Here is a 22,750-nt window from a genome sequence, read left to right as displayed (position 1 = left end):
GAGGGGCCGGAGCGGACCGCTCCGGCCCCTTCGGCGAGCCCGGGAACCCTTCCGGCACCCTGCCCGGGGCCCCGGCACCCTCCGCGCACACCCTCGTCACCACCCCCGGACGGGGTTGTCCACCCCGTCCAGCCACGGACGGGTGATCCTTCCGCAGCGGCGCATACCGGCGTCCGCGGCGCCACTACACTGCGGGACTAATACGCGTCAGGCCCACAGCGTCGTGCGTCTTCCACGCGGCTAGCACCCCTCCACCGCCAGCGGCCGTCGGGACGGCCGTCCGCATTGGACTTGTGAGGACTCACGTGAGCTCGAAACCTGTCGTACTCATCGCTGAAGAGCTGTCGCCCGCCACCGTTGACGCACTCGGCCCTGACTTCGAGATCCGTCACTGCAACGGGGCGGACCGAGCCGAACTGCTCCCCGCCATCGCCGACGTCGACGCGATCCTGATCCGCTCCGCCACCAAGGTGGACGCCGAGGCGATCGCCGCGAGCCGCAAGCTGAAGGTCGTCGCACGAGCCGGCGTCGGCCTCGACAACGTCGACGTGTCGGCCGCCACCAAGGCCGGCGTCATGGTCGTCAACGCGCCGACCTCCAACATCGTCACCGCCGCCGAGCTGGCCTGCGGCCTCCTCGTCGCCACCGCCCGCAACATCCCGCAGGCCAGCACCGCGCTGAAGAACGGCGAGTGGAAGCGCAGCAAGTACACGGGCGTGGAGCTCGCCGAGAAAACCCTCGGTGTCGTCGGCCTCGGCCGCATCGGCGCGCTGGTCGCGCAGCGCATGTCCGCCTTCGGCATGAAGGTCGTCGCCTACGACCCCTACGTCCAGCCCGCCCGCGCCGCCCAGATGGGCGTCAAGGTGCTGTCGCTCGACGAGCTGCTCGAGGTCGCCGACTTCATCACCGTGCACCTCCCCAAGACCCCCGAGACCCTCGGCCTGATCGGCGAGGACGCGCTGCACAAGGTCAAGCCGACCGTGCGGATCGTCAACGCCGCGCGCGGCGGCATCGTCGACGAGGCCGCGCTGTACTCGGCGCTCAAGGAGGGCCGCGTCGCGGGCGCCGGTCTCGACGTGTACGCGAAGGAGCCCTGCACGGACTCCCCGCTGTTCGAGCTCGACGAGGTGGTCTGCACCCCGCACCTGGGCGCCTCCACCGACGAGGCGCAGGAGAAGGCCGGTATCGCGGTGGCCCGCTCGGTCCGCCTGGCGCTCGCCGGTGAGCTGGTCCCCGACGCGGTCAACGTGCAGGGCGGGGTGATCGCCGAGGACGTCAAGCCGGGCCTGCCGCTCGCCGAGCGGCTCGGCCGGATCTTCACCGCGCTGGCCGGCGAGGTCGCCGTCCGCCTCGACGTCGAGGTCTACGGCGAGATCACCCAGCACGACGTCAAGGTGCTGGAGCTGTCCGCCCTCAAGGGTGTCTTCGAGGACGTCGTCGACGAGACCGTCTCCTACGTCAACGCGCCCCTGTTCGCCCAGGAGCGCGGGGTCGAGGTGCGCCTCACCACCAGCTCGGAGTCCCCGGACCACCGCAACGTCGTCACGGTGCGCGGCACCCTCACGGACGGCGAGGAGGTCTCGGTGTCCGGCACCCTGGCCGGCCCCAAGCACCTCCAGAAGATCGTCGCGGTCGGCGAGTACGACGTGGACCTCGCCCTCGCCGACCACATGGTCGTCCTGCGCTACGAGGACCGTCCCGGTGTCGTCGGCACCGTCGGCCGCATCCTCGGCGAGGCCGGTATCAACATCGCCGGTATGCAGGTCGCCCGTGCGACGGTCGGCGGCGAGGCCCTGGCCGTCCTGACGGTGGACGACACGGTCTCGGCGGCGGTCCTGGCGGAGGTCTCCTCCGAGATCGGCGCCACGTCGGCCCGCTCGGTCAACCTGGTCTGACCCGCCTGACCCGCCTGACCCGCCTGACCCGCCTGACCCGCCTGACCCGCCTGACCCGCCTGACCCGCCTGACCCGCCTGACCCGCCTGACCCATCTGGCTCATCCGGCCCGGCCGGGCTCGGGGGCTGAGAAGGTCTGACCTTCTCAGCCCTCTGCCGTGTCCGCGCCCGCGCCCGTGCCCGTGGCCGGGCCGTCAGGCATCGGCCCGTTCCGCGGTCCGCCCGGCCGCGGGATCCGGCCGCCGCGGCCGAGCGCGCCGCAGGGTCACCGCCGCGGCCGCCGACGCCGCCGCGAGCACCACGGCACCGGCGACCGCCGCCGCGTGCATCCCGCCGGTGAACGCCTCCCGCGCCGTGGCGGTGAGCGACTCGCCCGCCCGCCCCGGCAGCCGCCCGGCGACGGCGAGGGCACCGCCCAGCGTCTCGCGCGCCGCGTCCGGAGCGGACGCCGGGACACGGTGCCGGTAGACCGCCGTACCGATCGACCCCAGCAGCGCCATGCCCAGCGCGCCGCCGAACTCCGCGCCGGTCTCCAGCAGCGAGGAGGCCGAGCCCGCCCGCTCGGCCGGTGCCGTGCCCATCGCGAGGTCGGTCACCTGGGAGATCGCCACGACGATCCCCGAGGCGAGCACCCCGCACGCGGTGAGGACCAGCCACAGCGAGCCGGTGCCCGCCGGTACGAGCAGCCCGTAGCCGAGCGCGGCGACGCCGAAGCCCGCGGCCACGACGAGAGCCCGGTCGACGCCCTTCTGGACGAGCACCGTGGCCAGCGGCGCGGCCATGCCGATCGGCACCGAGGGGAGCAGCGCCCACAGGGCCGCCTCCATCGCGCTCCTGCCGAGCACGGACTGGAGGTACTGCGTGGTGAAGTAGGCCGAGCCCATCATCCCGAAGGACGCCACGAGGTTCAGGACCACGGCGGGCGTGAAGCCGCGGGCGCGCAGCAGCGCGGGGGAGACCATCGGGGCGGCCGTGGTGCGCTGGCGGTGCACGAACAGGACGGCGAACAGCAGGCCCACGGTGATCGCGACGACATAGCGGACGTGCCAGCCCTCGGAGGGGATCTCCTTGAGGCCGTAGACCACGGGCAGTACGGCGGCCATCGACAGCGGGACGCTCGGCCGGTCGAAGCGGCCGGGGGAGGGGTCCCTGGACTCGGGGAGCAGGAACGGGCCGAGCACCAGGAGCAGGGCCATCGCGGGCAGGTTCACCAGGAAGACCGAGCCCCACCAGAAGTACTGCACGAGCACACCGCTCATGACCGAGCCCAGCGCGACGCCCGCCGTCATCACCCCGGACCACAGCCCGATGGCCTTCGCGCGCTGCCCGGGGTCGGTGAACATCGTGCGGATCAGCGCCATGGTCGACGGCATCAGGGTCGCGCCGCCCACACCGAGCACCGCGCGGGCGGCGATCAGCGTCCCGGCGCTGTCGGCGTAGGCGGCGGCGAGGGAGGCGGCGCCGAACGCCGCCGCGCCGGTCAGCAGCAGTCTGCGGCGCCCGACGCGGTCGCCCAGGGAGCCCATCGTCATCAGCAGTCCGGCGAGGACGAAGGCGTAGATGTCGAAGATCCACAGCTGCTGGGTGCCGCTGGGACGCAGATCGGCGCTGATCGCCGGGATCGCGAAGTAGAGGACGGAGACGTCCATGGACACCAGCAGCAGCGGCAGCATCAGCACGCCCAGCGCGGTCCATTCACGGCGTCCGGCGCGGGCGCCGGTGGTGCTCGTCGGGTTCGTCGGGTTCGTCATGACGGGGACTGTACAAGCGTATTAAACGCTCGTCTAGAACACTTGTATAAGTCATGTGTATGGGACGCTTGTATGGATCGCGTAGGCTGGCGCGCATGGGACACCGTGAGGATCTGCTCGAAGGCGCCAAGCGCTGTCTGCTGGAGAAGGGCTTCGCCCGTACGACGGCGCGCGACATCGTCAGGGAGTCCGGGACGAACCTGGCCTCGATCGGCTACCACTACGGCTCCAAGGACGCCCTGCTCGTCCAGGCGTACGTGGCGCTGGTCGAGGAGTGGGGCGACCGCTTCCACCCCGGCGCGGACGGCCCCTCGATGACGCCCGCCCGTTCCCTGGACCGCTTCCGGGAGGTGTGGACGAGCGTCACGGATTCGCTGCCCGAGTCACGGGCGGTATGGCTGCTCAGCTTCGAGATCGTCCTGCTGGGCGACCGGATGCCCGAGGTGCGCAGGCTGCTGGCCGAGGCGCAGGAGGCGAGCCGCTCCGGGCTGATCCCCCTCTTCACCGACGTCCCGGAACCGGACCTGGACAAGGCGGTCGTCGACACGGAGGGGCGCTTCTACCTGACCCTCCTCCAGGGCCTCATGCTCCAGTGGATCTTCGACCCCGGCACGGCCACGGACGCCGCACAGCTGACGGACGGCCTGCGCCGGGTGCTGGAGGGAGCCCGCGGGACGGAGGCGGGGGCGCGCGAGGCGGAGTGAGCGCACGGCGGGACGGACGTCAGCCCCGTCGCCCTGCCCGCCCCCTCACAGCCGGTGCGCCTTCAGGGCCATGTGCAGCAGCAGCCGGGACTCGCCGTCGGTCAGGTCCAGGCCGGTGAGGCGCTCCACCCGTGAGAGCCGGTAGTACAGCGTCTGGCGGTGGATGCCGAGCCGCGCCGCCGTACGGGCCGCCTGGCCCGCGCAGTCGAGATAGACCTCCGCCGTGTGCGCCAGCTCGCGGTGCTCGGGACCGAGCAGGGCCCGTACGGCGGGATCGGGCGGCGTCTGCGGGGGCAGCGCCGTGAGCAGCCGGAACGGGCCCAGCGCCGCCCACTCCGCGACCGGCCCGAGCCGGGGCTCGGCGCGCACCGCGCGGGCCGCCGCCGACGCCTCGCGCCACGCCTCGCCGATGTCGCTGAACCCCGCCCGCCCGGCCCCCACCCCCGCCGCCGTGGCCGCGGCCTCCGCACCCGGCAGCAGCCGCGCCCGCTCCAGCAGCCGGGTCGCCGCCGACACCGCCGGGGCCGGACTGTCCGCCGAACGCAGTCTGACCAGCGCCGCCAGACACTGTGCCGCGTCCCCCCACGGCACCGCGCACAGGGCTGTCGCGCCGGGCAGGGTGCGCACCGAGGGCGCGTCGTCCGGGTCGGCCGAGGGCCACGGGGCCACGCAGATCACCGTGTGCGGGCCGTCGGCCCGGGGACCCAGCGCCGTACGCAGCTCCGCCACGGCCATGTCCCGCTCCCAGCCCCGGCCCGCCGTCAGCACCGCCCGCAGCTCACGGGTGAGGTCGGCACCGTGCTGCGCCTCGTCGGCCAGCAGCGCGCCGATCCGCACCGTGACCTCCATCGCCGCCGCCAGCTGCCGCTCGGCCGGGCCGGGATCGTCGTACAGCAGCCACACGTACCCCAGGACCACGCCCCGGTGCCGCACCGGCAGGCAGATCCGGCCGCGGTAGACGCCCGCCTCCGGGGTCGGCGGGATGCGCACCGGACCGGTCGCCCGGGTGATGCCGAACCCCTCGAACCAGGACCGCACCGCCGCGGTGGAACGCCGGGTGAGGATCGAGCGGGTGCGCACCGGGTCCAGCGCCGCCGGATCGAGGTCGCCCTCGCTGTCGTAGGCACCGAAGGCGATCAGCTCGAAGTCGCGGTTCTCCAGGGTCGCCGGCGCGCCGAGCAGCTCGGAGATCTCGTCGACCAGCTCCTGGTAGTCACCCCTGTGTTCCGACGTCACCCGGTCAGTTTCCCGCACTTTCCGGCCAGGCTTCATACATCTGTCTGAGATCGGTGGCGCGGATGCCTGACAGCTGTCGATGGCTCACGCTCGAAACGGTCCTTACTTTTCAAGTGGTTCTCCGTGCCGCACCCGGATCGGATCGCCGGAAGCCCGCACAGCCGCATCCCGCATCGCCGGGAACCCGCACCGTCGCGGGCCCGCCCCGCCCGTGACCCCGAATTCCCGCAGCGCCGCATCCCCGTAACCCCGTAACCCCGTAATCCCGAATCGCCGCAAGTCCGGACCGCCGCACACCGGCCGTTCCGTTGCCCGTGCCAGTTGGAGGTGCCCCGTGCTGGGTCCCGTGATTCTCGCCGCGTCGCGCAGCGACCGGATGCGACGCCTGATCTCGGCGGCCCCGGTGACCAGGCAGGTCGTCGACCGGTTCATCCCGGGCGAGACCCTCGACGACATCGTGCCCGTCATCCGGGACCTCACCGGCCGCGGCCTCGACCTCACCATGGACGTCGTCGGCGAGGACATCACCGGACCCGGTCAGGCCGCGGCCGCCCGCGACGCCTACCTCGCCCTCGTCGGCCGGCTCCGGGAACTCGGCCTCGGCAAGCGGGTCGAGATGTCGGTCAAGCTGTCGATGTTCGGGCAGTCGCTGCCCGGCGGCCACGAACTGGCGCTCACCAACGTCCGCCCGGTCGTCGAGGCGGCCGCCGCCATCGGCACCACGGTCACCCTGGACGCCGAGGACCACACCACCCTCGACTCGATGTTCGCGATCCACGAGGAACTGCGGAGGGACCACCCGCAGACCGGCTGCGTCATCCAGGCGTACCTCTTCCGCACCGAGGCCGACGCCCGCCGCCTCGCCGCGAGCGGCAGCCGGGTACGGCTGGTCAAGGGCGCCTACAAGGAGCCCGCCGAGGTCGCCCACCAGCAGAAGCACGAGATCGACAAGGCGTACGTCCGCATCCTGAAGATCCTCATGGCGGGCGACGGCTACCCGATGATCGGCTCCCACGACCCGCGCCTCATCGCCGTCGCCCAGGAGCTCGCCCACCGGGCCGGGCGCAAACCGGACGAGTACGAGTTCCAGATGCTCTACGGCATCCGCGGCGACGAGCACCAGCGCCTCGCCGCCGAGGGCCACCGCATGCGCGTCTACACCGCCTACGGCACCGACTGGTACGGCTACTTCATGCGCCGCCTCGCGGAGAAGCCGGCCAACCTGCGCTTCTTCGTCCGCAGCATGATGGGCAACGGCTGATCCCCCCGCCTGCCCTCCGCCACCCCCACCCCGATCCCACCGCCACCCGCGCCACAAGGAGTACGGAACCCATGGACGCCGTCACCCAGGTCCCCACGCCCGTCAACGAGCCGGTGCACGGCTACGCCCCCGGTTCGCCCGAGCGCGCCCGGCTGGAGGCGAAGCTCAGGGAGCTGGCCGAGAACCCGGTCGACCTGCCGTGCGTCATCGGCGGCGAGCGGCGGATGGGCGGCGGGGAACCGTTCCAGGTCGTGCAGCCCCACCGCCACAAGGCCGTCATCGGCACCCTGCGCAACGCCACCCACCAGGACGCGAAGGACGCCGTCGACGCGGCCCTGGCCGCCGCGCCCGCCTGGCGCGCGATGGCCTTCGACGACCGCGCCGCGATCATCCTGCGCGCCGCCGAACTGCTCGCCGGCCCCTGGCGCGAGACGATCGCCGCCTCCACCATGCTCGGCCAGTCCAAGACCGTCCAGCAGGCCGAGATCGACACCCCCTGCGAGCTGGTCGACTTCTGGCGCTTCAACGTGCACTACGCCCGCCAGATCCTCGCCGAGCAGCCCCCGGTCAACTCCCCGGGCGTGTGGAACCGCCTCGACCACCGCCCGCTGGAGGGCTTCGTCTACGCGATCACCCCGTTCAACTTCAGCGCCATCGCGGGCAACCTGCCCACCGCGCCCGCGCTGATGGGCAACGTGGTGGTGTGGAAGCCGTCCCCGACCCAGACCCACGCCGCCGTGCTGCTGCTGAGGCTGCTGGAGGAGGCCGGGCTGCCCAAGGGCGTCATCAACCTCGTCACCGGCGACGGCATCGCCGTCTCCGAGGTCGTCCTCGAGCACCGTGACCTGGCCGGCATCCACTTCACCGGCTCCACGAAGACCTTCCAGTACCTGTGGAGGACGGTCGGCGCCAACATCGAGAAGTACCGCTCCTACCCGCGGCTGGTCGGCGAGACCGGCGGCAAGGACTTCCTGGTCGCCCACCCCAGCGCCGACCGCGCCGTCCTGAAGACCGCGCTGACCCGGGGCGCCTTCGAGTACCAGGGCCAGAAGTGCAGCGCCACCTCCCGCGCCTACCTCCCCGCGTCCCTCTGGAACGACGGCTTCCGTGAGGAGTTCGCCGCCGAGACCGACTCCCTCACCATGGGCGACGTCACCGACCTGTCCCACTTCCTGGGCGCCGTCATCGACGAGCGGGCGTTCGCCAAGAACAAGGCCGCCATCGAGCGGGCAGCGGCCGACCCGGCCTGCACGATCGTCGCGGGCGGCTCCTGCGACGACTCGGTCGGCTGGTTCGTCCGCCCGACCGTCATCGAGTGCACCGACCCGGACAACGAGGTCTTCCGCACCGAGTACTTCGGCCCGATCCTCGCCGTGCACGTCTACGAGGACGACCGCTACGACGAGATGCTGACCCAGATGGAGTCGGTGTCCGACTACGCCCTCACCGGCTCGGTCATCGCGGGCGACCGCGCGGCGGCGGCGTACACGATGGAGAAGCTGCGCTACGCGGCCGGCAACTTCTACATCAACGACAAGTCGACCGGCGCCGTCGTCGGCCAGCAGCCCTTCGGCGGCGGCCGCGCCTCCGGCACCGACGACAAGGCCGGCGCCCCGCAGAACCTCATGCGCTGGACCCTGACCCGGGCCATCAAGGAGACCCTGGTCCCGCCGACCGACCACACCTACCCCCACATGGGCTGACAGCCTCCTCGGCACGGGCCGGGCGGCGCGCACCCCGAGCGCGCCGCCCGGCCCGTCGGCATATCTGCCCCAGGACGAAAACACAGGTCACAGGCGTGTGACACACCGCACTGTCTCAGATAGTAGGAAGTCCGAGTAAGTGTGGAGACAGGAGCGGCCGACTCCACTACTTTTGTAGGAGCCGAACGAATCGCTCGATCCAGCGAATGGCGGCCGTGAGCCGGGCCCCGTGCAGGTGATCCCTGCGGCACGCTCCCCGCCCAACCGGCGTCTCGAACCCTCTCCCCCCGTACTCCCGGATGCTCGAAGGAGTCGATCCCCCATGGCCGAGACCGCCGTCCGCCCCCGCGTCCGTCACCAGTCCCGCTCCAGCGAGGCCGACCGCAAGAACGCCGCCGCGGCGCTCCAGCGCGCCCTCGACCGCCGTGACAACGGCGGCTCCACCGGTCACTGAGACCGGCCGGACCCCCGTCAGGCCCGGCCGCCCGCCGGACCCGCACCGAGCCGCACCACCAGCCGGGAGCCGCGCCCGCGCGGTGCGGCGCGGCCCCTGGGCGCGCTCCGCGCTCAGCCGCCGCGCCGCACCTCGAAGTGGTCGATGCGCTTGCCGCTCTGTGCCAGCGCCGACACCTTCAGCACCGGCCGCGCACCCGCCCGCGCCTCCACCGACAGGAACGAGAAGCCCCGGTAGCGCACCCGCGACCACTCCACGGTCTCCTGGTGCGCGTTCCGGGACTTGGTCCAGTGGAAGGTCTGCACGGACTCGACGCGGGTCACATGCCCCTCGTAGCTCTCCTTGGCGCCCTCCGGGAACGAGTACAGGTCCTTCCCGCCGCCGCCCGCCGTGACGTACACGATCCCGTCCCGGGTCGGGTCGGTCGAGCCGCCGATGGGCACCGCGCGGCCGACCTTGCCCTTCTTCACGGCGTCCGTGCGCTCGTACACATGGTTGTGGCCGTTGACGACCAGGTCCACCTGGTGCTTGGTGAACAGCGGCAGCCACGCGTCGCGGACCCCGCCGTCGGAGGCGTGCGAGGAGGTGGAGTAGGCGCAGTGATGGAAGAAGACCACGACGAAGTCGACGTCCTTCGCGGCGCGCAGCCGGGCGAGCGTCCGGTCCAGCCACGCCGTCTGCCTGCCGTGCGTGTGACCGAGGTTGGCGGGGATCTCGTACGACACGTCGTTCGCGTCGAGGGCGACGAAGCCGACGTTGCCGTAGACGAAGGAGTACACCCCCGGCGCCGTACGGGGGTCGGGGCCGTCGGCCGGCAGGGACCAGCGGGCGAGCTGGCCGCCGTAGCCGTCCGGCGAGTACCAGGCCTCCATGTCGTGGTTGCCGGTCGTCACCATCCACGGCACCGAACGGGCCACCGGCTCCGTCTGCTTGAGGAACAGGTCCCAGAACGTGGGGTCGTAGCCGTCGGACTTCTTGCCCTGCCCGTTGACGTCGGCGTAGCAGATGTCCCCGGCGTGCAGATGGAAGGCCGGCTTCAGCCGCCGCAGGGCGCTGTCGTTGGCGGCGGCGCTGGTGCCGACGCCCTGGTCGCCGAAGGCGGTGAAGGTGAACGACGCCGGGCGTGCGGGCGCCGTGCGGAACGCGGTGATCGTGGCGCGGTGTGCGGCGGAGGCCGGGTCGAAGCCCTCGTGGCCGACGCCGTAGTAGTACGTCGTGCCGGGCGTGAGGCCGTCCAGGGCGGCGTGCACGTAGTACTGCTCGACCGCCGGCCGCACCCCGGTGACCCCCGGGGTGTGCAGATCGCGGATCTCGGCGGCGACGCGGTGGGTCAGCTGGTCGGGGCGCAGCCCCACCCGCACGTACGGCTTGCGCACCGCGGCCGGCAGCTGCCAGGAGATCCGCATCTGCGTCTTCGGGTCGGCGCCGAAGGCGAGATGGCGGCCGAACGGGATGACGTGGGCGCCGCGCACCTTGGACGTGACGGGCGACGGGACGGCGCCCGAGGAAACTCCCGCCGGGGAGGTGGCCGGGGTGCCGGTGGACGTGACGCCGCCGCAGCCGGTGAGCAGCCCGCCCGCCGCCACCGCTCCGGCGGTCACCAGGGAGCGGCGCCGGAACAGCCTGGTGCGCAGGTACTCGTGCTGCTCGGCCATGCTCATGCGTTCGGCGAGCCGCGGCGGGATACCGAAGTCGGGGGTCTCCATGCCGGTGAACTTCCCTTCGTGTGCCGACCAGAGCCACACATACGGGTGAACTTAGGCCAACAGAATGACGCCTACCCGGGGTGCGGACACCGCCCGCCACGCCCCACGCAGCCGCCGCTGTCCGCATCGCGGACACCTCATGTCATTCCATGGGACGAGGAGTAGGGTGCCGACATGTCTCGCAGCATCGATCTCGCAGTGATCCCCGGTGACGGCATCGGCCAGGAAGTCGTGGCCGAAGGCCTCAAGGTCCTCTCCGCCGTCCTCCCGGAGGACGTGAAGCTGGAGACGAAGGACTACGACTTCGGCGCCAAGCGCTACCACGCCACCGGTGAGACCCTCACCGACGCCGACCTGGAAGCCCTCGAGCAGCACGACGCGATCCTGCTCGGCGCGATCGGCGACCCGTCCGTGCCGTCCGGCGTCCTGGAGCGCGGCTTCCTGCTCAAGCTCCGCTTCGCCTTCGACCACCACGTCAACCTGCGTCCCTCGAAACTGCTGCCCGGCGTCGCCACCCCGCTCGCCGGTGAGCCGAGCATCGACTTCGTGGTCGTCCGCGAGGGCACCGAGGGCCCGTACACCGGCAACGGCGGCACCATCCGGAAGGGCACCCCGCACGAGGTCGCCACGGAGGTCTCCGTGAACACGGCCTACGGCGTCGAGCGCGTCGTCCGTGACGCCTTCGCCCGCGCCCAGGCCCGCCCGCGCAAGAAGCTCACGCTGGTCCACAAGAACAACGTGCTGACCTTCGCCGGCCACCTGTGGACGAACGTCTTCCACAAGGTCGCCGAAGAGTTCCCCGAGGTCGAGACCGACTACCTGCACGTCGACGCCGCGACCATCTTCCTGGTCACCCAGCCCGAGCGGTTCGACGTCATCGTCACCGACAACCTCTTCGGCGACATCATCACCGACCTCGCCGCGGCCGTCTCCGGCGGCATCGGCGTGGCCGCGTCGGGCAACATCAACCCGAGCGGCGAGTTCCCGTCCATGTTCGAGCCGGTGCACGGCTCGGCCCCGGACATCGCGGGCCAGGGCAAGGCCGACCCCACGGCCACCGTCCTGTCCGTCGCCCTGCTCCTGCGCCACCTCGGCTACGAGGCCGAGGCGGCCCGGATCGAGGATGCCGTCTCCACCGACCTGGCGGAGCGCACCGGCAGGCCCGCCCGCAGCACCTCCGAGATCGGCGACGCGCTCGCCGTACGAGTAGCCGGCTGACCCCGCGCTCCTCGAAACCTCGCTTCGAAGCCGCCGGGTCGCATCCGCACCCGGTGGCTTCGCCATGTGCCCCACCGGGTGCCACCATCAACCCCCGGACCGCCCACACGCCCATTCCGGCCGGCGCGGGCCACGCGCGATAATCGAACGTGGAGCCGCGAGCCGCAGACCGGGGCGATGCCCGGACGTCCCGGCTCGGACGTCCCGCCACCGGCCGCCCGCCGGCCGGACGGACGTGAGCGCGGCCCCGTCACTACAACCGGTGAAGGACACAACCACTCATGACGACGCCCACGATCGAGCTGAAGCCCTCCGCAACCCCCCTCGCCGCCGCCGAGCGCGAGGCGATCCTGGCCGATCCAGGGTTCGGCCGCCACTTCACCGACCACATGGTGACGATCAGGTGGACCGAGGGCCGCGGCTGGCACGACGGGCAGCTCGTTCCCTACGCGCCGATCCCCCTCGACCCCGCGACCAACGTCCTGCACTACGCGCAGGAGGTCTTCGAGGGACTCAAGGCGTACCGGCTGCCCGACGGCTCCGTCGCCACCTTCCGCCCCGAGAAGAACGCCCGCCGCTTCCAGGCGTCCGCCCGCCGCCTCGCCATGCCCGAACTGCCCGTCGAGACGTTCGTCGAGGCGTGCGACCTGCTGGTCCGGCAGGACAAGGACTGGGTCCCGGCGCACGGCGGCGAGGACTCCCTCTACCTGCGCCCCTTCATGATCGCCACGGAGGTCGGGCTCGGTGTCCGGCCCGCCAACGAGTACCTGTTCCTCGTCATCGCCTCCCCGGCGAGCGCGTACTTCCCCGGCGGCGTCAAGCCGGTCTCCATCTGGGTCTCCGAGGACCACGTCCGCGCCGTCCCCGGCGGCATGGGCGACGCCAAGACCGGCGGCAACTACGCCGCCTCCCTGCTCGCCCAGGCCGAGGCCGCCGCGGAGGGCTGCGCCCAGGTCTGCTACCTCGACGCGGTCGAGCGCACCTGGGTCGAGGAACTCGGCGGCATGAACCTCTACTTCGTCTACGGCGACCGCATCGTCACGCCGACCCTCACCGGCTCCATCCTGGAGGGCGTCACCCGTGACTCCCTCCTCGCCCTCGCCCGCGACCTCGGGTACCAGGCGGAGGAGGGCCGCGTCTCCGTCGACCAGTGGCAGCGCGACTCGGAGAACGGCACCCTGACCGAGGTCTTCGCCTGCGGCACCGCCGCCGTGATCACCCCGGTCGGCACGGTCAAGCGCACGGGCGCCGCCTGGCAGCAGTCGGACGGAGAGCCCGGCGAGGTCACCCTCCGGCTGCGCCAGGCCCTGCTGGACATCCAGCGGGGCGTCGCGGAGGACACCCACGGCTGGATGCACCGGCTGGGCTGAGCCGTCTGATCGAGCAACGCTCAAAAGGGGAAGCACCGGAAGAACTCCGGTGCTTCCGCTTTTTCACGTCCGCGTCTAGAGTCAAGTTTAGAGTAGTGTTCTAACCTTTTCGGCATCCGCGACCGCGCGGTGCCGCACCCGGCGAGGAGGCACCGGCGCGTGCGACTCACCCCCACCGAACGGGACCGGCTGCTGCTGTTCTCGGCCGCCGAACTGGCCCGGGCCCGCAAGGCGCGCGGCCTGCGGCTCAACGTGCCCGAGGCGACCGCGCTCGTCGCCGACACGGTGTGCGAGGCCGCCCGGGACGGTGCCCGGCTCGCCGAGGCGATCGAGCGGGCCCGCGCCGTGCTCGGCCCCGGCGACGTGCTGCCCGGCGTCGCCGACATCGTCACCGAGGTACAGGTCGAGGCGGTCTTCGACGACGGCTCCCGGCTCGCGGTCGTCACCGACCCGATCGGCGGCACCGGCGGCACCGGCGACGGTGACGGCACCGGCAGCCTCGGCGACGGCGCGCCGGGTGCCCTGCTGCCGGGCCCCGCGCACGAGGAGCCGGCCGCGGTGGTCCGGCTGCGCGTCACCAACACGGCCGCCGTCCCGGTGTCCGTCACCTCGCACTTCCACTTCTTCGAGGCCAACCCGCGGCTCGACTTCGACCGCGCCGCCGCCTACGGGATGCGGCTCGCGGTGCCCGCCGGATCGTCGGTGCGGTTCGGGCCGGGGGAGAGCGCCGAGGTCGGCCTGGTCCCGGTCGGCGGTGCCCGGGTCGCCATCGGGTTCGCCGGGCTGGTCGACGGGCCGCTGGACGCGCCGGGGGCCAGGGAGGAGGCGCTGCGGAGGGCCGCGGCGTGCGGGTACCTGGGGGCGGGCCGGTGAAGGCGCGCCCGGTGGACCCGTACGAGTACGCCGCCGTGCACGGCCCCCGCGCCGGGGACCGGGTCCGGCTCGGCGACTCCGGACTGGTGATCCGCGTGGAGTCCGACGCGCAGCGGCCCGGCGACGAGTTCCTCGCCGGGTTCGGCAAGACCGCCCGCGACGGGCTCCACCTCAAGGCCGCCGCCGTCCGCGACACCTGCGACCTCGTGATCAGCAACGTCGTCGTGATCGACGCGGTGCTGGGCGTCCGGAAGGTGTCCATCGGCGTCCGCGAGGGGCGTATCCACGCCGTCGGGCGGGCCGGGAACCCCGACACCCTCGACGGCGTGGACGTCGTGGTCGGCACCGGCACCACCATCGTGTCCGGCGAGGGGCTCATCGCCACCGCGGGCGCCGTCGACACACACGTCCATCTGCTGTCCCCGCGCGTCATGGAGGCATCCCTGGCCTCCGGCGTGACCACGATCATCGGCCAGGAGTTCGGGCCGGTGTGGGGCGTCGGCGTCAACTCGCCGTGGGCGCTGCGGCACGCGTTCGGCGCCTTCGACGCCTGGCCCGTCAACATCGGCTTCCTGGCCCGGGGTTCGTCGTCCTCACCGGCGCCGCTGGTGGAGGCGCTGGCGGAGGGCGGGGCGAGCGGGTTCAAGGTGCACGAGGACATGGGCGCCCACACCCGCGCGCTGGACACGGCGTTGCGGGTCGCCGAGGAACACGACGTCCAGGTCGCACTGCACAGCGACGGGCTGAACGAGTGCCTGGCCGTCGAGGACACCCTGGCCGTGCTCGACGGCCGTACCGTGCACGCCTTCCACATCGAGGGCTGCGGCGGCGGCCACGTCCCGAACGTCCTGAAAATGGCCGGGGTCGCCCACGTCATCGGCTCCTCCACCAACCCCACGCTGCCCTTCGGCCGGGACGCGGTCGCCGAGCACTACCGGATGATCGTCGCCGTGCACGGCCTGAAGACCGACCTGCCCGGTGACGCCGCCCTGGCCCGCGACCGCATCCGCGCCGGGACCATGGGAGCCGAGGACGTGCTCCACGACCTGGGCGCCATCGGCATCACCTCCTCCGACGCGCAGGGCATGGGCCGGGCGGGCGAGACCGTGCGCCGTACGTTCGCCCTGGCCGGGAAGATGAAGGCCGAACGCGGCACCGGCGGCGACCCGGACGACGGCCGTGACGGGGACCACGACAACGCCCGCGTCCTGCGCTACCTCGCCAAGCTGACCGTCAACCCGGCCATCGCCCACGGCCTCGCGCACGAGGTCGGCTCCCTGGAGCCCGGCAAGCTCGCGGACATCGTGCTGTGGCGGCCCGAGTACTTCGGTGCCAAGCCGCAGCTGGTCCTGAAGGCGGGCTTCCCCGCGTACGGCGTCACCGGCGATCCGAACGCGGCCACCGACACCTGCGAACCCCTCGTCCTGGGACCCCAGTTCGGGGCGCACGGCGCCGCACCGGCCGACCTCTCCGTGGCCTTCGTCGCCCGGGCCGCCCTGGACCTGGGCGACGACCGCCTCCCCACCCGGCGCCGCAGGGTCGCCGTCCGCGGCACCCGCGGCATCGGCCCGGCCGACCTGCGCCTCAACTCCCGTACCGGCACGGTCGACGTGGACCAGCGCACCGGCCTGGTCACCCTCGACGGGGAGCCGCTGCGCTCCCGCCCCGCGGACTCCGTGTCCCTCAACCGCCTCTACTTCCTCTAGGGATCACCCGCCATGCCGACCGAGTCCCCTGCCGCAGACGGCTACCGCATGCCCGCCGAATGGACCCCGCACGAACGCACCTGGATGGCGTGGCCGGGCCCGAACCCCACCTTCGACGACCCGGACGACCTCGCCGCCGCCCGCCGCGCCTGGGCCGAAGTCGCCCGCACCATAGGCCGGTTCGAACCGGTGACGATGGTGTGCGGCCAGGGGCAGTCGGCCGGGGCGAGCGCGCTGCTCGGTCCGGGCACCGACCTCGTCGAACGCGACCTCGACGACGCGTGGCTGCGGGACACCGGCCCCACCTTCCTGGTGGACGGCAACGGCGGACTCGCCGCCGTCGACTGGACGTTCAACGGCTGGGGCGCCCAGCACTGGGCCCGCTGGGAGCACGACGCGAAGATCGCCGGACACGTCGCCGACCTCGCGGGCGCGACGACGTACGCCTCGGAGCTGGTCAACGAGGGCGGCGCGATCCACGTCGACGGCGAGGGCACCGTCCTCCTCACGGAGACGGTGCAGCTGGGCCCGGAGCGCAACCCGGGCTGGACGAGGGAGCGGGCCGAGGCCGAGATCCACGCCAAGCTCGGCACCAGCAAGGCGATCTGGCTCCCGAGGGGCCTCACCGGCGACTACCCCGCCCCGCCGTCCCCGTCCGCCCCGCCGGGCACGGCCCCCGGCGGCTACGGCACCCTCGGCCACGTCGACATCGTCGCGGCGTTCGCCCGCCCCGGCGTCGTCGTGGTCCATCACCAGCCGGACCCCGCACACCCCGACCACGAGGTCACCGGGGAAGCGGCGGGCATCCTGCGCGCGTCGACGGACGCGCGGGGCCGCCCCCTGGAGGTGGTCGAGGTCCCGGCCCCCACCGTCCTGGAGGCGGACGGCCGCTGGGCCGACTGGTCCTACATCAACCACTACCTCTGCAACGGCGCCGTGATCCTGTGCGCCTTCGACGACCCGCGGGACGACACGGCCGCCGGGATCTTCCGCCGTCTCTTCCCCGGGCGGACGGTCGTACCGGTCGACGCCCGTACGATCTTCTCCGGCGGGGGCGGCATCCACTGCATCACACAGCAGCAGCCCAGGATCTGATCACGAGGAGGGACCCATGGCCGGTGCTGGGCGCAGACAGGCCCCGCCCCGCGAGGACGTCCTCGCCGCCGCCATGAGCATGATCGCCGAGCGCGGTCTGGAGAAGCTCACCATGGCGGCGCTCGGCCGTGAGGTCGGCATGAGCAGCGGCCACCTCCTCTACTACTTCCGCTCCAAGGACGAACTCCTGCTGCGCACCCTGGAGTGGAGCGAGGACCGCCTCGGCGCCGAACGCGCGCGTCTCCTCAGCGCCCCGGCGCCGGCCCGCGCCCGCCTCGACGCGTACATCGGCCTGTACACGCCCGCCGGCCACCGCGACCCGCACTGGACACTGTGGCTGGAGGTCTGGAACCGCTCGCAGCACGCCGGTGACGACGCCCGCGCCCGCCAGGCGGCCATCGAGGCCGCCTGGCACCGCGACCTGACGGCGCTGCTCGCCGAGGGCGTCTCCCGGGGCGAGTTCCGCCCCGTCGACCCCGACCGCTTCGCCACCCGCCTGCGCGCCCTGCTCGACGGCTTCTCCGTCAACGTGGCCGTGGGCCTGCGCGGCACGGACCGCCGAGGCGTCCTGACCCATGTGTCGGAGTTCCTGGACGGGACGCTGGGCGGAGCGGCGCCCGCCGGCACCGTCCGACCGACCGCATCCTGAGACGGCTGTGAACGTGGCCAGGAGCCTGTGCCAGACTGCCCCCGTGCTCTCGTTGGCCATGATTATTGGCAGCAGGCGCGCCGGTCCGCAGTGACCGCCCCAGTACGACCAGGTACGGGCGGCCACCGTCGTCCTCGACCCGCGCGCAGACCTCTCGCACCCGCGAGAGGTTTTTCGTTTTCCTGGCCCATCCACAACCGGGAACGAGAGCGCGAGGGACCATGGGGGGACGGTGGAGCCGGTTCTTCCGGTACGACCGAGAACCAAACAGGAGCCTTGACACCATGACCGCACCCAGCGAGCTCGACGATTCGTTCCACGTCTTCGACACCACCCTGCGCGACGGCGCCCAGCGGGAGGGCATCAACCTCACCGTCGCGGACAAGCTCGCCATCGCACGGCACCTGGACGACTTCGGCGTGGGCTTCATCGAGGGCGGCTGGCCCGGCGCCAACCCGCGGGACACGGAGTTCTTCGCCCGCGCCCGGGAAGAGATCGACTTCCGGCACGCCCAGCTGGTCGCCTTCGGCGCGACCCGCCGCGCCGGAGCCAAGGCCGCGGACGACCCGCAGGTCAGGGCGCTGCTGGAGTCCGGGGCGCCGGTGATCACCCTGGTCGCGAAGTCCCACGACCGGCATGTGGAGCTGGCGCTGCGCACCACGCTGGAGGAGAACCTGGAGATGGTGCGGGACACCGTCTCCCACCTCGTCGCGCAGGGCCGCCGCGTCTTCGTCGACTGCGAGCACTTCTTCGACGGCTACCGGGCGAACCCCGAGTACGCCAAGTCCGTCGTACGGACCGCCTCGGAGGCGGGCGCGGCCGTGGTGATCCTGTGCGACACCAACGGCGGCATGCTCCCGGCGCAGGTCAACGCGGTCGTCTCGACGGTGCTGGCCGACACCGGCGCCCGGCTCGGCATCCACGCCCAGGACGACACCGGCTGCGCCGTCGCCAACACCCTCGCCGCGGTCGACGCGGGCGCGACCCACGTGCAGTGCACGGCCAACGGCTACGGCGAACGGGTCGGCAACGCCAACCTGTTCCCGGTCGTCGCGGCCCTGGAACTGAAGTACGGCAAGAAGGTCCTCCCCGACGGCCGGCTGCGCGAGATGACCCGCATCTCCCACGCCGTCGCCGAGGTCGTCAACCTCACCCCGTCCACCCACCAGCCCTACGTCGGCGTCTCGGCCTTCGCCCACAAGGCGGGCCTGCACGCCTCCGCGATCAAGGTCGACCCGGACCTCTACCAGCACATCGACCCCGAGCGGGTCGGCAACACCATGCGGATGCTGGTGTCGGACATGGCGGGCCGCGCGTCCATCGAGCTCAAGGGCAGGGAACTGGGCGTCGACCTGGGCGGCGACCGCGAGCTGGTCGGCCGGGTGGTCGAACGCGTCAAGGAACGCGAGCTGAAGGGCTACACCTACGAGGCGGCGGACGCGAGCTTCGAACTCCTGCTGAGGGCGGAGCTCGAGGGCAGGCCGCTCACGTACTTCAGGGTCGAGTCCTGGCGGGCGATCGTCGAGGACCGCCCCGACGGCACCCACGCCAACGAGGCCACGGTGAAACTGTGGGCGAAGAGCGAGCGCATCGTCGCCACGGCCGAGGGCAACGGCCCGGTCAACGCCCTGGACCGCGCCCTGCGGGTGGCCCTGGAGAGGATCTACCCCCAGCTGGCGAAGCTGGAACTGGTGGACTACAAGGTCCGCATCCTGGAGGGCAAGCACGGCACCAGCTCCACCACCCGGGTCCTGATCGCCACCTCGGACGGCGCCGGCGAATGGTCCACGGTGGGCGTGGCCGAGAACGTCATCGCCGCCTCCTGGCAGGCCCTGGAGGACGCCTACGCCTACGGCCTCCTGCGCGCGGGAGTGGAACCGGCGGAATGACCCCGCACCCGCCCCGGCCACGCCCGGACGGTCCGTGGCCGGGGCACGGGGGGACCTGACCCGCCCTCACCGGCGGCCACAGACCACCCCGACTCCACCGTTCACCTCGGCCCGGTGCCGGGGTGCCGTAGGGTCGCCGCATGCGGTGGAGGACAGGGCCGGTCATAGCCGGGGCTGCGGCCCTGGCGTGGGGCGAGTGGCTGAACTGGCGCTGGTCCCGCGCTCTCGTGGGGAACGCCACGGGCGCTGCCGGGACCGAGGTCGTGGTCGTACTGGGCTACCGGAACTCCGAGGTGACGGCGAACTTCGTCAACCGGTGGCGTGTCCGCGCCGGTATCCGCTCCGCCTCCGCCGACAGCGCGCAGGCCACCCGCTTGATCTTCAGCGGCGGTGCGCCCGGCGGCGGCGCCGCGGAAGCCCGGGTGATGGCCGACTACGCGAAGTCGGTGCTCGGGTTCGACGGCCCCGTGCTCATCGAGGATCGCTCCACGACGACCTGGGAGAACGTCACGAACGTGATCCCGCTGCTGGAGGACGCCGACCGCATCAAGATCGTCTCCCAGCCGGCTCACGCGCTCAAGGCCCGCGCCTACTTACGGCGGCAACGCCCGGATCTCGCCGGGAGACTGGTGCGCGCGGACGACTACCGTCCCGGCGAGTGGACGCTCGTCAAACCGCTGCTGGCCCTGTACGGCTTGAGGACACTCCGCTGTCTCACACCGGGCGAGCGGAGAGTCCCCCGGCGGGCAGCCGCTGCCGCCTCGGCGCCACGATCATGCCGCACGACGTCGGCATCGGGGCCACCCGCGATCCCCGACTCACCCGGAAGCCAGGCGATGTGACGGCCGGAGTGAGGAGCGGGGCACCGGCGTGCCGTGGGACTTCGCGCCATGCCCGCGCGTGAGCCGGGACGAGCGGTGGGGACGGTCGTACGAGTCCTTCGGCGAGGAACCGGCGCTCGTCGAGTCCATGGCGACCGTCGTCCAGGGCCTCCAGGGACGCGTGAACGGAGGTGACTTGAGCCGGAGAGACAAGGTGCTCGCCACCGCCGGGCACTTCGTCGGCGGCGGCACGGTCACGTACTCCGAGGACGCCTCCGCCCCCACCGGCGGCTGCGACGTCGGCAACGGCCACGACCTCCGGCTGTCCGCCGCCGACAAGGCCGCCGTCGACACGGTGTGCGCCGCGATGAGGTGCGCGGTGCTGATCGTCTCGGGGCGGCCCCGGCTGATCGGCGACCGGTTCGGCGAGATCGACGCGCTGGTGGCGTCCTGGCTGCCCGGCACCGAGGGCGACGGCGTCGCCGACGTCCTCTACGGCAGGCGGCCCTTCACCGGGCAGCTCCCGGTGACCTGGCCGAGGTCCGAGGCCCAGCTGCCGATCAACGTCGGTGACGCGACGTACGACCCGCAGTTCCCGTACGGCTGGGGCCTGACCACCCTCACCGAGGTCCCGTCCGGCGGCGCGGCCACCCTCCGCACCCTCGCCCGCCAGGCCGCGGCGGCGGAGCACAGGGGCGCCGACCGCACCGGGCGGGAACTGGTGCGCAAGGCCGAGCCGATCGTCCAGCGGAAGGCGGGGCAGCACATCACCGCGGCGCTCGCGGGGCCCTTCGCCGACGCCGACCATCTGCTGCTGACCGGGCGCTACGGTGCCGCCCTGCAAAAGCTGCGGGAGGCGTACGGGAAGGCCTGAGCACCACCCGTGAACTGACCGTTCCGGGAGGCTTCGGGTAGTTTCGAACCATGAAGGCCGTGGTCCGTGTCCGGAGCCTCCCCAGACTGCTGCCGGCCCTCGCGCTCACCGCCCTGGCCGTCCTCGCGGTCCTCGCGGCGCCGGCGCAGCGGCCCGCCGCCGCCGCGGACACGCCTGCCGTGGCCGCACGCGCCGTGGCCGACCCTGTGGCGGCCGCGTCCGTCTCGGAGATCGGCCGGGCGCTGCGGGCGAGTCCCCTCTACATCGACCCGGCCGCCGTCGGGCAGCTCTCCGCGGCCGAGGGCGACGCGCTCGTCCGGCGGATCAGGAGCGCCGACAAGCCGCTCTTCCTCGTCGTCCTCCCCGCCGGTTACCCCACCGCGAAGCTCTTCACCGACCTGCGCACCGCCACCGGCGTCACCGGTCTGTACGCGATCCGCCTCGGTGACCGCTTCGACGCCCGCGCCGACTCCTCCGTGCTGCCGCGCACCGCCGTCCGCAACCTGGTCACCAGCGTCCAGGGCGAGCCCGCCGCCGCCCAGCTCGGCGATTTCACCGACCGCGCGCTGGCCGACATGGGCGGCTCCGCCCCGGCCTCCTGGGGCGGCACCGGTGGCGGCGGCCCCTCGGCCACGGCGCTGATCACGGCGGGCGCGGTCGTGGTGGCCGGCGGCGCGGGAGCGTACGTCCTGGTACGGCGCAACCGGCAGCGCAGACAGCAGGAGCAGCGGGCCGCGCTGGAGCAGCTCCGGGTGGTGGTGGACGAGGACATCACCGCGTTCGGCGAGGAACTGGACCGGCTGGACTTCCACCCCGCGGAGGCGGGAGCCGACGACGCGATGCGCGCGGACTACGAGCGCGGCCTCGACGCCTACGAGCAGGCGAAGCAGTACATGGCGCAGGCGGCCAGGCCCGAGGACGTGCGGGCCGTCACCCAGGCCCTGGAGAACGGCCGCTTCTCGCTCGCCCAGCTCGCCGCCCGGCGCAGCGGTCAGCCGCTTCCCGAGCGCCGCCCGCCGTGCTTCTTCGACCCCCGGCACGGCCCCTCGGTCGCCGACGCCGAGTGGACCCCGCCCGGCGGCACCGCCCGCCGGGTGCCGGTCTGCGCCGCCGACGGCGCTCGGCTCGCCGACGGCCGCGAGCCGATGGCACGCGAGGTGGACACCGCCGCCGGCCGCCGCCCTTACTGGGACGCGGGCCCGGCCTACGGTCCCTGGGCGGGCGGCTACTTCGGCGGCGGCCTGCTGCCCGGCCTGCTCGTGGGCACCCTGCTCGGCGGCATGATGGCCAATCCCGGCTACGCCGCCGGCTACGGCAGCGGGTACGGGGACTTCGGCGCCGCGGGGTACGAGGGCGGGGACGTGTCCGGCGCGGACTTCGACACGGGGGACTTCGGGGACTTCGGCGGCGGCTTCGGAGACGGCGGGGGAGGGGACTTCGGCGGGGGCGGCGGTGACTTCGGCGGGGGGTTCTGAAACCCCGCGGAGGCAGACGAGCGCCCGCCCCGCGGACCCGGGAGCCGGGTCTGCGAGGGCGGGCGCGCTC

Annotated in this window: 16 protein-coding genes and 2 pseudogenes; 15 read left to right on the top strand and 3 right to left on the bottom strand. The window is 72.8% G+C overall.

The annotated features are described in order from the left end of the window. The first annotated feature begins 305 nt into the window (after positions 1-305). Positions 306-1,895, top strand: coding sequence for a phosphoglycerate dehydrogenase (gene serA / locus ABZ862_RS17440; protein ID WP_360958676.1), 1,590 nt, complete (start codon positions 306-308; stop codon positions 1,893-1,895). 194 nt (positions 1,896-2,089) lie between these two features. On the opposite strand, the gene ABZ862_RS17435 is transcribed toward serA, so the two are convergent. Beyond that, entirely contained in the window at positions 2,090-3,646 is a 1,557-nt protein-coding gene (locus ABZ862_RS17435) for an MFS transporter (protein ID WP_360958673.1), read from the bottom strand. Positions 3,647-3,741: 95 nt separating this feature from the next. On the opposite strand from ABZ862_RS17435, the gene ABZ862_RS17430 reads away from it, so the two are divergent. Beyond that, positions 3,742-4,350: a TetR/AcrR family transcriptional regulator gene (locus tag ABZ862_RS17430; RefSeq protein WP_360958670.1), complete on the top strand. Its 609-nt coding sequence runs from the start codon at positions 3,742-3,744 to the stop codon at positions 4,348-4,350. Between the two features lie 45 nt (positions 4,351-4,395). Here the strand turns inward: ABZ862_RS17430 and ABZ862_RS17425 are convergent, their stop codons facing one another. After that, entirely contained in the window at positions 4,396-5,622 is a 1,227-nt protein-coding gene (locus tag ABZ862_RS17425; protein ID WP_360958667.1) for a helix-turn-helix domain-containing protein, read from the bottom strand. A 298-nt stretch (positions 5,623-5,920) separates the two neighbouring features. Between ABZ862_RS17425 and ABZ862_RS17420 the strand changes: the two genes are divergently transcribed. The 3 genes from ABZ862_RS17420 to ABZ862_RS17410 all read left to right on the top strand — a co-directional run bounded on the left by ABZ862_RS17420 (position 5,921) and on the right by ABZ862_RS17410 (position 9,004). Further along, positions 5,921-6,847 carry a proline dehydrogenase family protein gene (locus tag ABZ862_RS17420; protein ID WP_360958664.1) on the top strand — a complete coding sequence of 309 codons (927 nt, stop codon included), beginning with the start codon at positions 5,921-5,923 and terminating at the stop codon, positions 6,845-6,847. A gap of 71 nt (positions 6,848-6,918) precedes the next feature. Then, positions 6,919-8,550 (top strand): L-glutamate gamma-semialdehyde dehydrogenase, encoded by a 1,632-nt coding sequence (gene pruA / locus ABZ862_RS17415; RefSeq protein WP_360958661.1) that lies wholly within the window; start codon positions 6,919-6,921, stop codon positions 8,548-8,550. 322 nt (positions 8,551-8,872) lie between these two features. Next, positions 8,873-9,004, top strand: coding sequence for a hypothetical protein (locus tag ABZ862_RS17410; RefSeq protein ID WP_360958658.1), 132 nt, complete (start codon positions 8,873-8,875; stop codon positions 9,002-9,004). A gap of 113 nt (positions 9,005-9,117) precedes the next feature. Here the strand turns inward: ABZ862_RS17410 and ABZ862_RS17405 are convergent, their stop codons facing one another. Further along, positions 9,118-10,710, bottom strand: a complete 1,593-nt coding sequence (locus tag ABZ862_RS17405) for a metallophosphoesterase family protein (RefSeq protein WP_360958655.1) — start codon at positions 10,708-10,710, stop codon at positions 9,118-9,120. Positions 10,711-10,884: 174 nt separating this feature from the next. On the opposite strand from ABZ862_RS17405, the gene ABZ862_RS17400 reads away from it, so the two are divergent. From ABZ862_RS17400 to ABZ862_RS17355, 10 genes and pseudogenes are all read left to right on the top strand, one after another. Then, the gene (locus ABZ862_RS17400; protein WP_360958653.1) at positions 10,885-11,928 is read left to right on the top strand and encodes a 3-isopropylmalate dehydrogenase; all 1,044 of its coding nucleotides are present in this window, start codon (positions 10,885-10,887) and stop codon (positions 11,926-11,928) included. Positions 11,929-12,209: 281 nt separating this feature from the next. Then, positions 12,210-13,298, top strand: coding sequence for a branched-chain amino acid aminotransferase (locus ABZ862_RS17395; RefSeq protein ID WP_360958650.1), 1,089 nt, complete (start codon positions 12,210-12,212; stop codon positions 13,296-13,298). A gap of 159 nt (positions 13,299-13,457) precedes the next feature. Continuing rightward, a complete protein-coding gene (gene ureA, locus ABZ862_RS17390) occupies positions 13,458-14,171 on the top strand; it encodes an urease subunit gamma (RefSeq protein WP_360958647.1) in 714 nt (237 codons plus the stop codon). Further along, positions 14,144-15,877, top strand: a complete 1,734-nt coding sequence (locus ABZ862_RS17385) for an urease subunit alpha (RefSeq protein ID WP_360958644.1) — start codon at positions 14,144-14,146, stop codon at positions 15,875-15,877. Before ureA ends, ABZ862_RS17385 begins: the two co-directional genes overlap by 28 nt. Before the next feature lie 12 nt (positions 15,878-15,889). Continuing rightward, the gene (locus tag ABZ862_RS17380; RefSeq protein WP_360958640.1) at positions 15,890-16,972 is read left to right on the top strand and encodes an agmatine deiminase family protein; all 1,083 of its coding nucleotides are present in this window, start codon (positions 15,890-15,892) and stop codon (positions 16,970-16,972) included. Positions 16,973-16,988: 16 nt separating this feature from the next. Further along, complete coding sequence (locus ABZ862_RS17375) at positions 16,989-17,621, top strand: TetR/AcrR family transcriptional regulator (protein ID WP_360958637.1); 633 nt, start codon at positions 16,989-16,991, stop codon at positions 17,619-17,621. 284 nt (positions 17,622-17,905) lie between these two features. Further along, a complete protein-coding gene (cimA, locus tag ABZ862_RS17370; protein ID WP_360958634.1) occupies positions 17,906-19,510 on the top strand; it encodes a citramalate synthase in 1,605 nt (534 codons plus the stop codon). A gap of 140 nt (positions 19,511-19,650) precedes the next feature. Continuing rightward, positions 19,651-20,244 (top strand): annotated as a pseudogene (locus tag ABZ862_RS17365) (YdcF family protein); the annotation flags it as partial. A gap of 29 nt (positions 20,245-20,273) precedes the next feature. Further along, positions 20,274-21,205, top strand: a pseudogene (locus tag ABZ862_RS17360) (glycoside hydrolase family 3 N-terminal domain-containing protein); the annotation flags it as partial. Positions 21,206-21,255: 50 nt separating this feature from the next. Then, the gene (locus ABZ862_RS17355; protein ID WP_360958631.1) at positions 21,256-22,680 is read left to right on the top strand and encodes a hypothetical protein; all 1,425 of its coding nucleotides are present in this window, start codon (positions 21,256-21,258) and stop codon (positions 22,678-22,680) included. The last annotated feature ends 70 nt before the right edge of the window (positions 22,681-22,750 follow it).

Origin of the sequence: Streptomyces sp. NPDC047000 (assembly GCF_040644295.1) — a bacterium.
In the GTDB taxonomy this organism is placed as follows: Bacteria; Actinomycetota; Actinomycetes; order Streptomycetales; family Streptomycetaceae; genus Streptomyces.
The sequence above is the reverse complement of the archived record's forward strand: the minus strand, read 5'-3'. Positions and strand labels throughout refer to the sequence as shown.

Coding starts and splice junctions, on each gene's coding strand:
- ABZ862_RS17435 (WP_360958673.1), bottom strand. CDS start 3,646: ATGACGAACCCGACGAACCCGACGAGCACCACCGGCGCCCGCGCCGGA.
- ABZ862_RS17380 (WP_360958640.1), top strand. CDS start 15,890: ATGCCGACCGAGTCCCCTGCCGCAGACGGCTACCGCATGCCCGCCGAA.
- ABZ862_RS17355 (WP_360958631.1), top strand. CDS start 21,256: ATGAAGGCCGTGGTCCGTGTCCGGAGCCTCCCCAGACTGCTGCCGGCC.
- ABZ862_RS17430 (WP_360958670.1), top strand. CDS start 3,742: ATGGGACACCGTGAGGATCTGCTCGAAGGCGCCAAGCGCTGTCTGCTG.
- pruA (WP_360958661.1), top strand. CDS start 6,919: ATGGACGCCGTCACCCAGGTCCCCACGCCCGTCAACGAGCCGGTGCAC.
- ABZ862_RS17425 (WP_360958667.1), bottom strand. CDS start 5,622: ATGAAGCCTGGCCGGAAAGTGCGGGAAACTGACCGGGTGACGTCGGAA.
- ABZ862_RS17400 (WP_360958653.1), top strand. CDS start 10,885: ATGTCTCGCAGCATCGATCTCGCAGTGATCCCCGGTGACGGCATCGGC.
- ABZ862_RS17375 (WP_360958637.1), top strand. CDS start 16,989: ATGGCCGGTGCTGGGCGCAGACAGGCCCCGCCCCGCGAGGACGTCCTC.
- cimA (WP_360958634.1), top strand. CDS start 17,906: ATGACCGCACCCAGCGAGCTCGACGATTCGTTCCACGTCTTCGACACC.
- ABZ862_RS17405 (WP_360958655.1), bottom strand. CDS start 10,710: ATGGAGACCCCCGACTTCGGTATCCCGCCGCGGCTCGCCGAACGCATG.
- ABZ862_RS17395 (WP_360958650.1), top strand. CDS start 12,210: ATGACGACGCCCACGATCGAGCTGAAGCCCTCCGCAACCCCCCTCGCC.
- ABZ862_RS17410 (WP_360958658.1), top strand. CDS start 8,873: ATGGCCGAGACCGCCGTCCGCCCCCGCGTCCGTCACCAGTCCCGCTCC.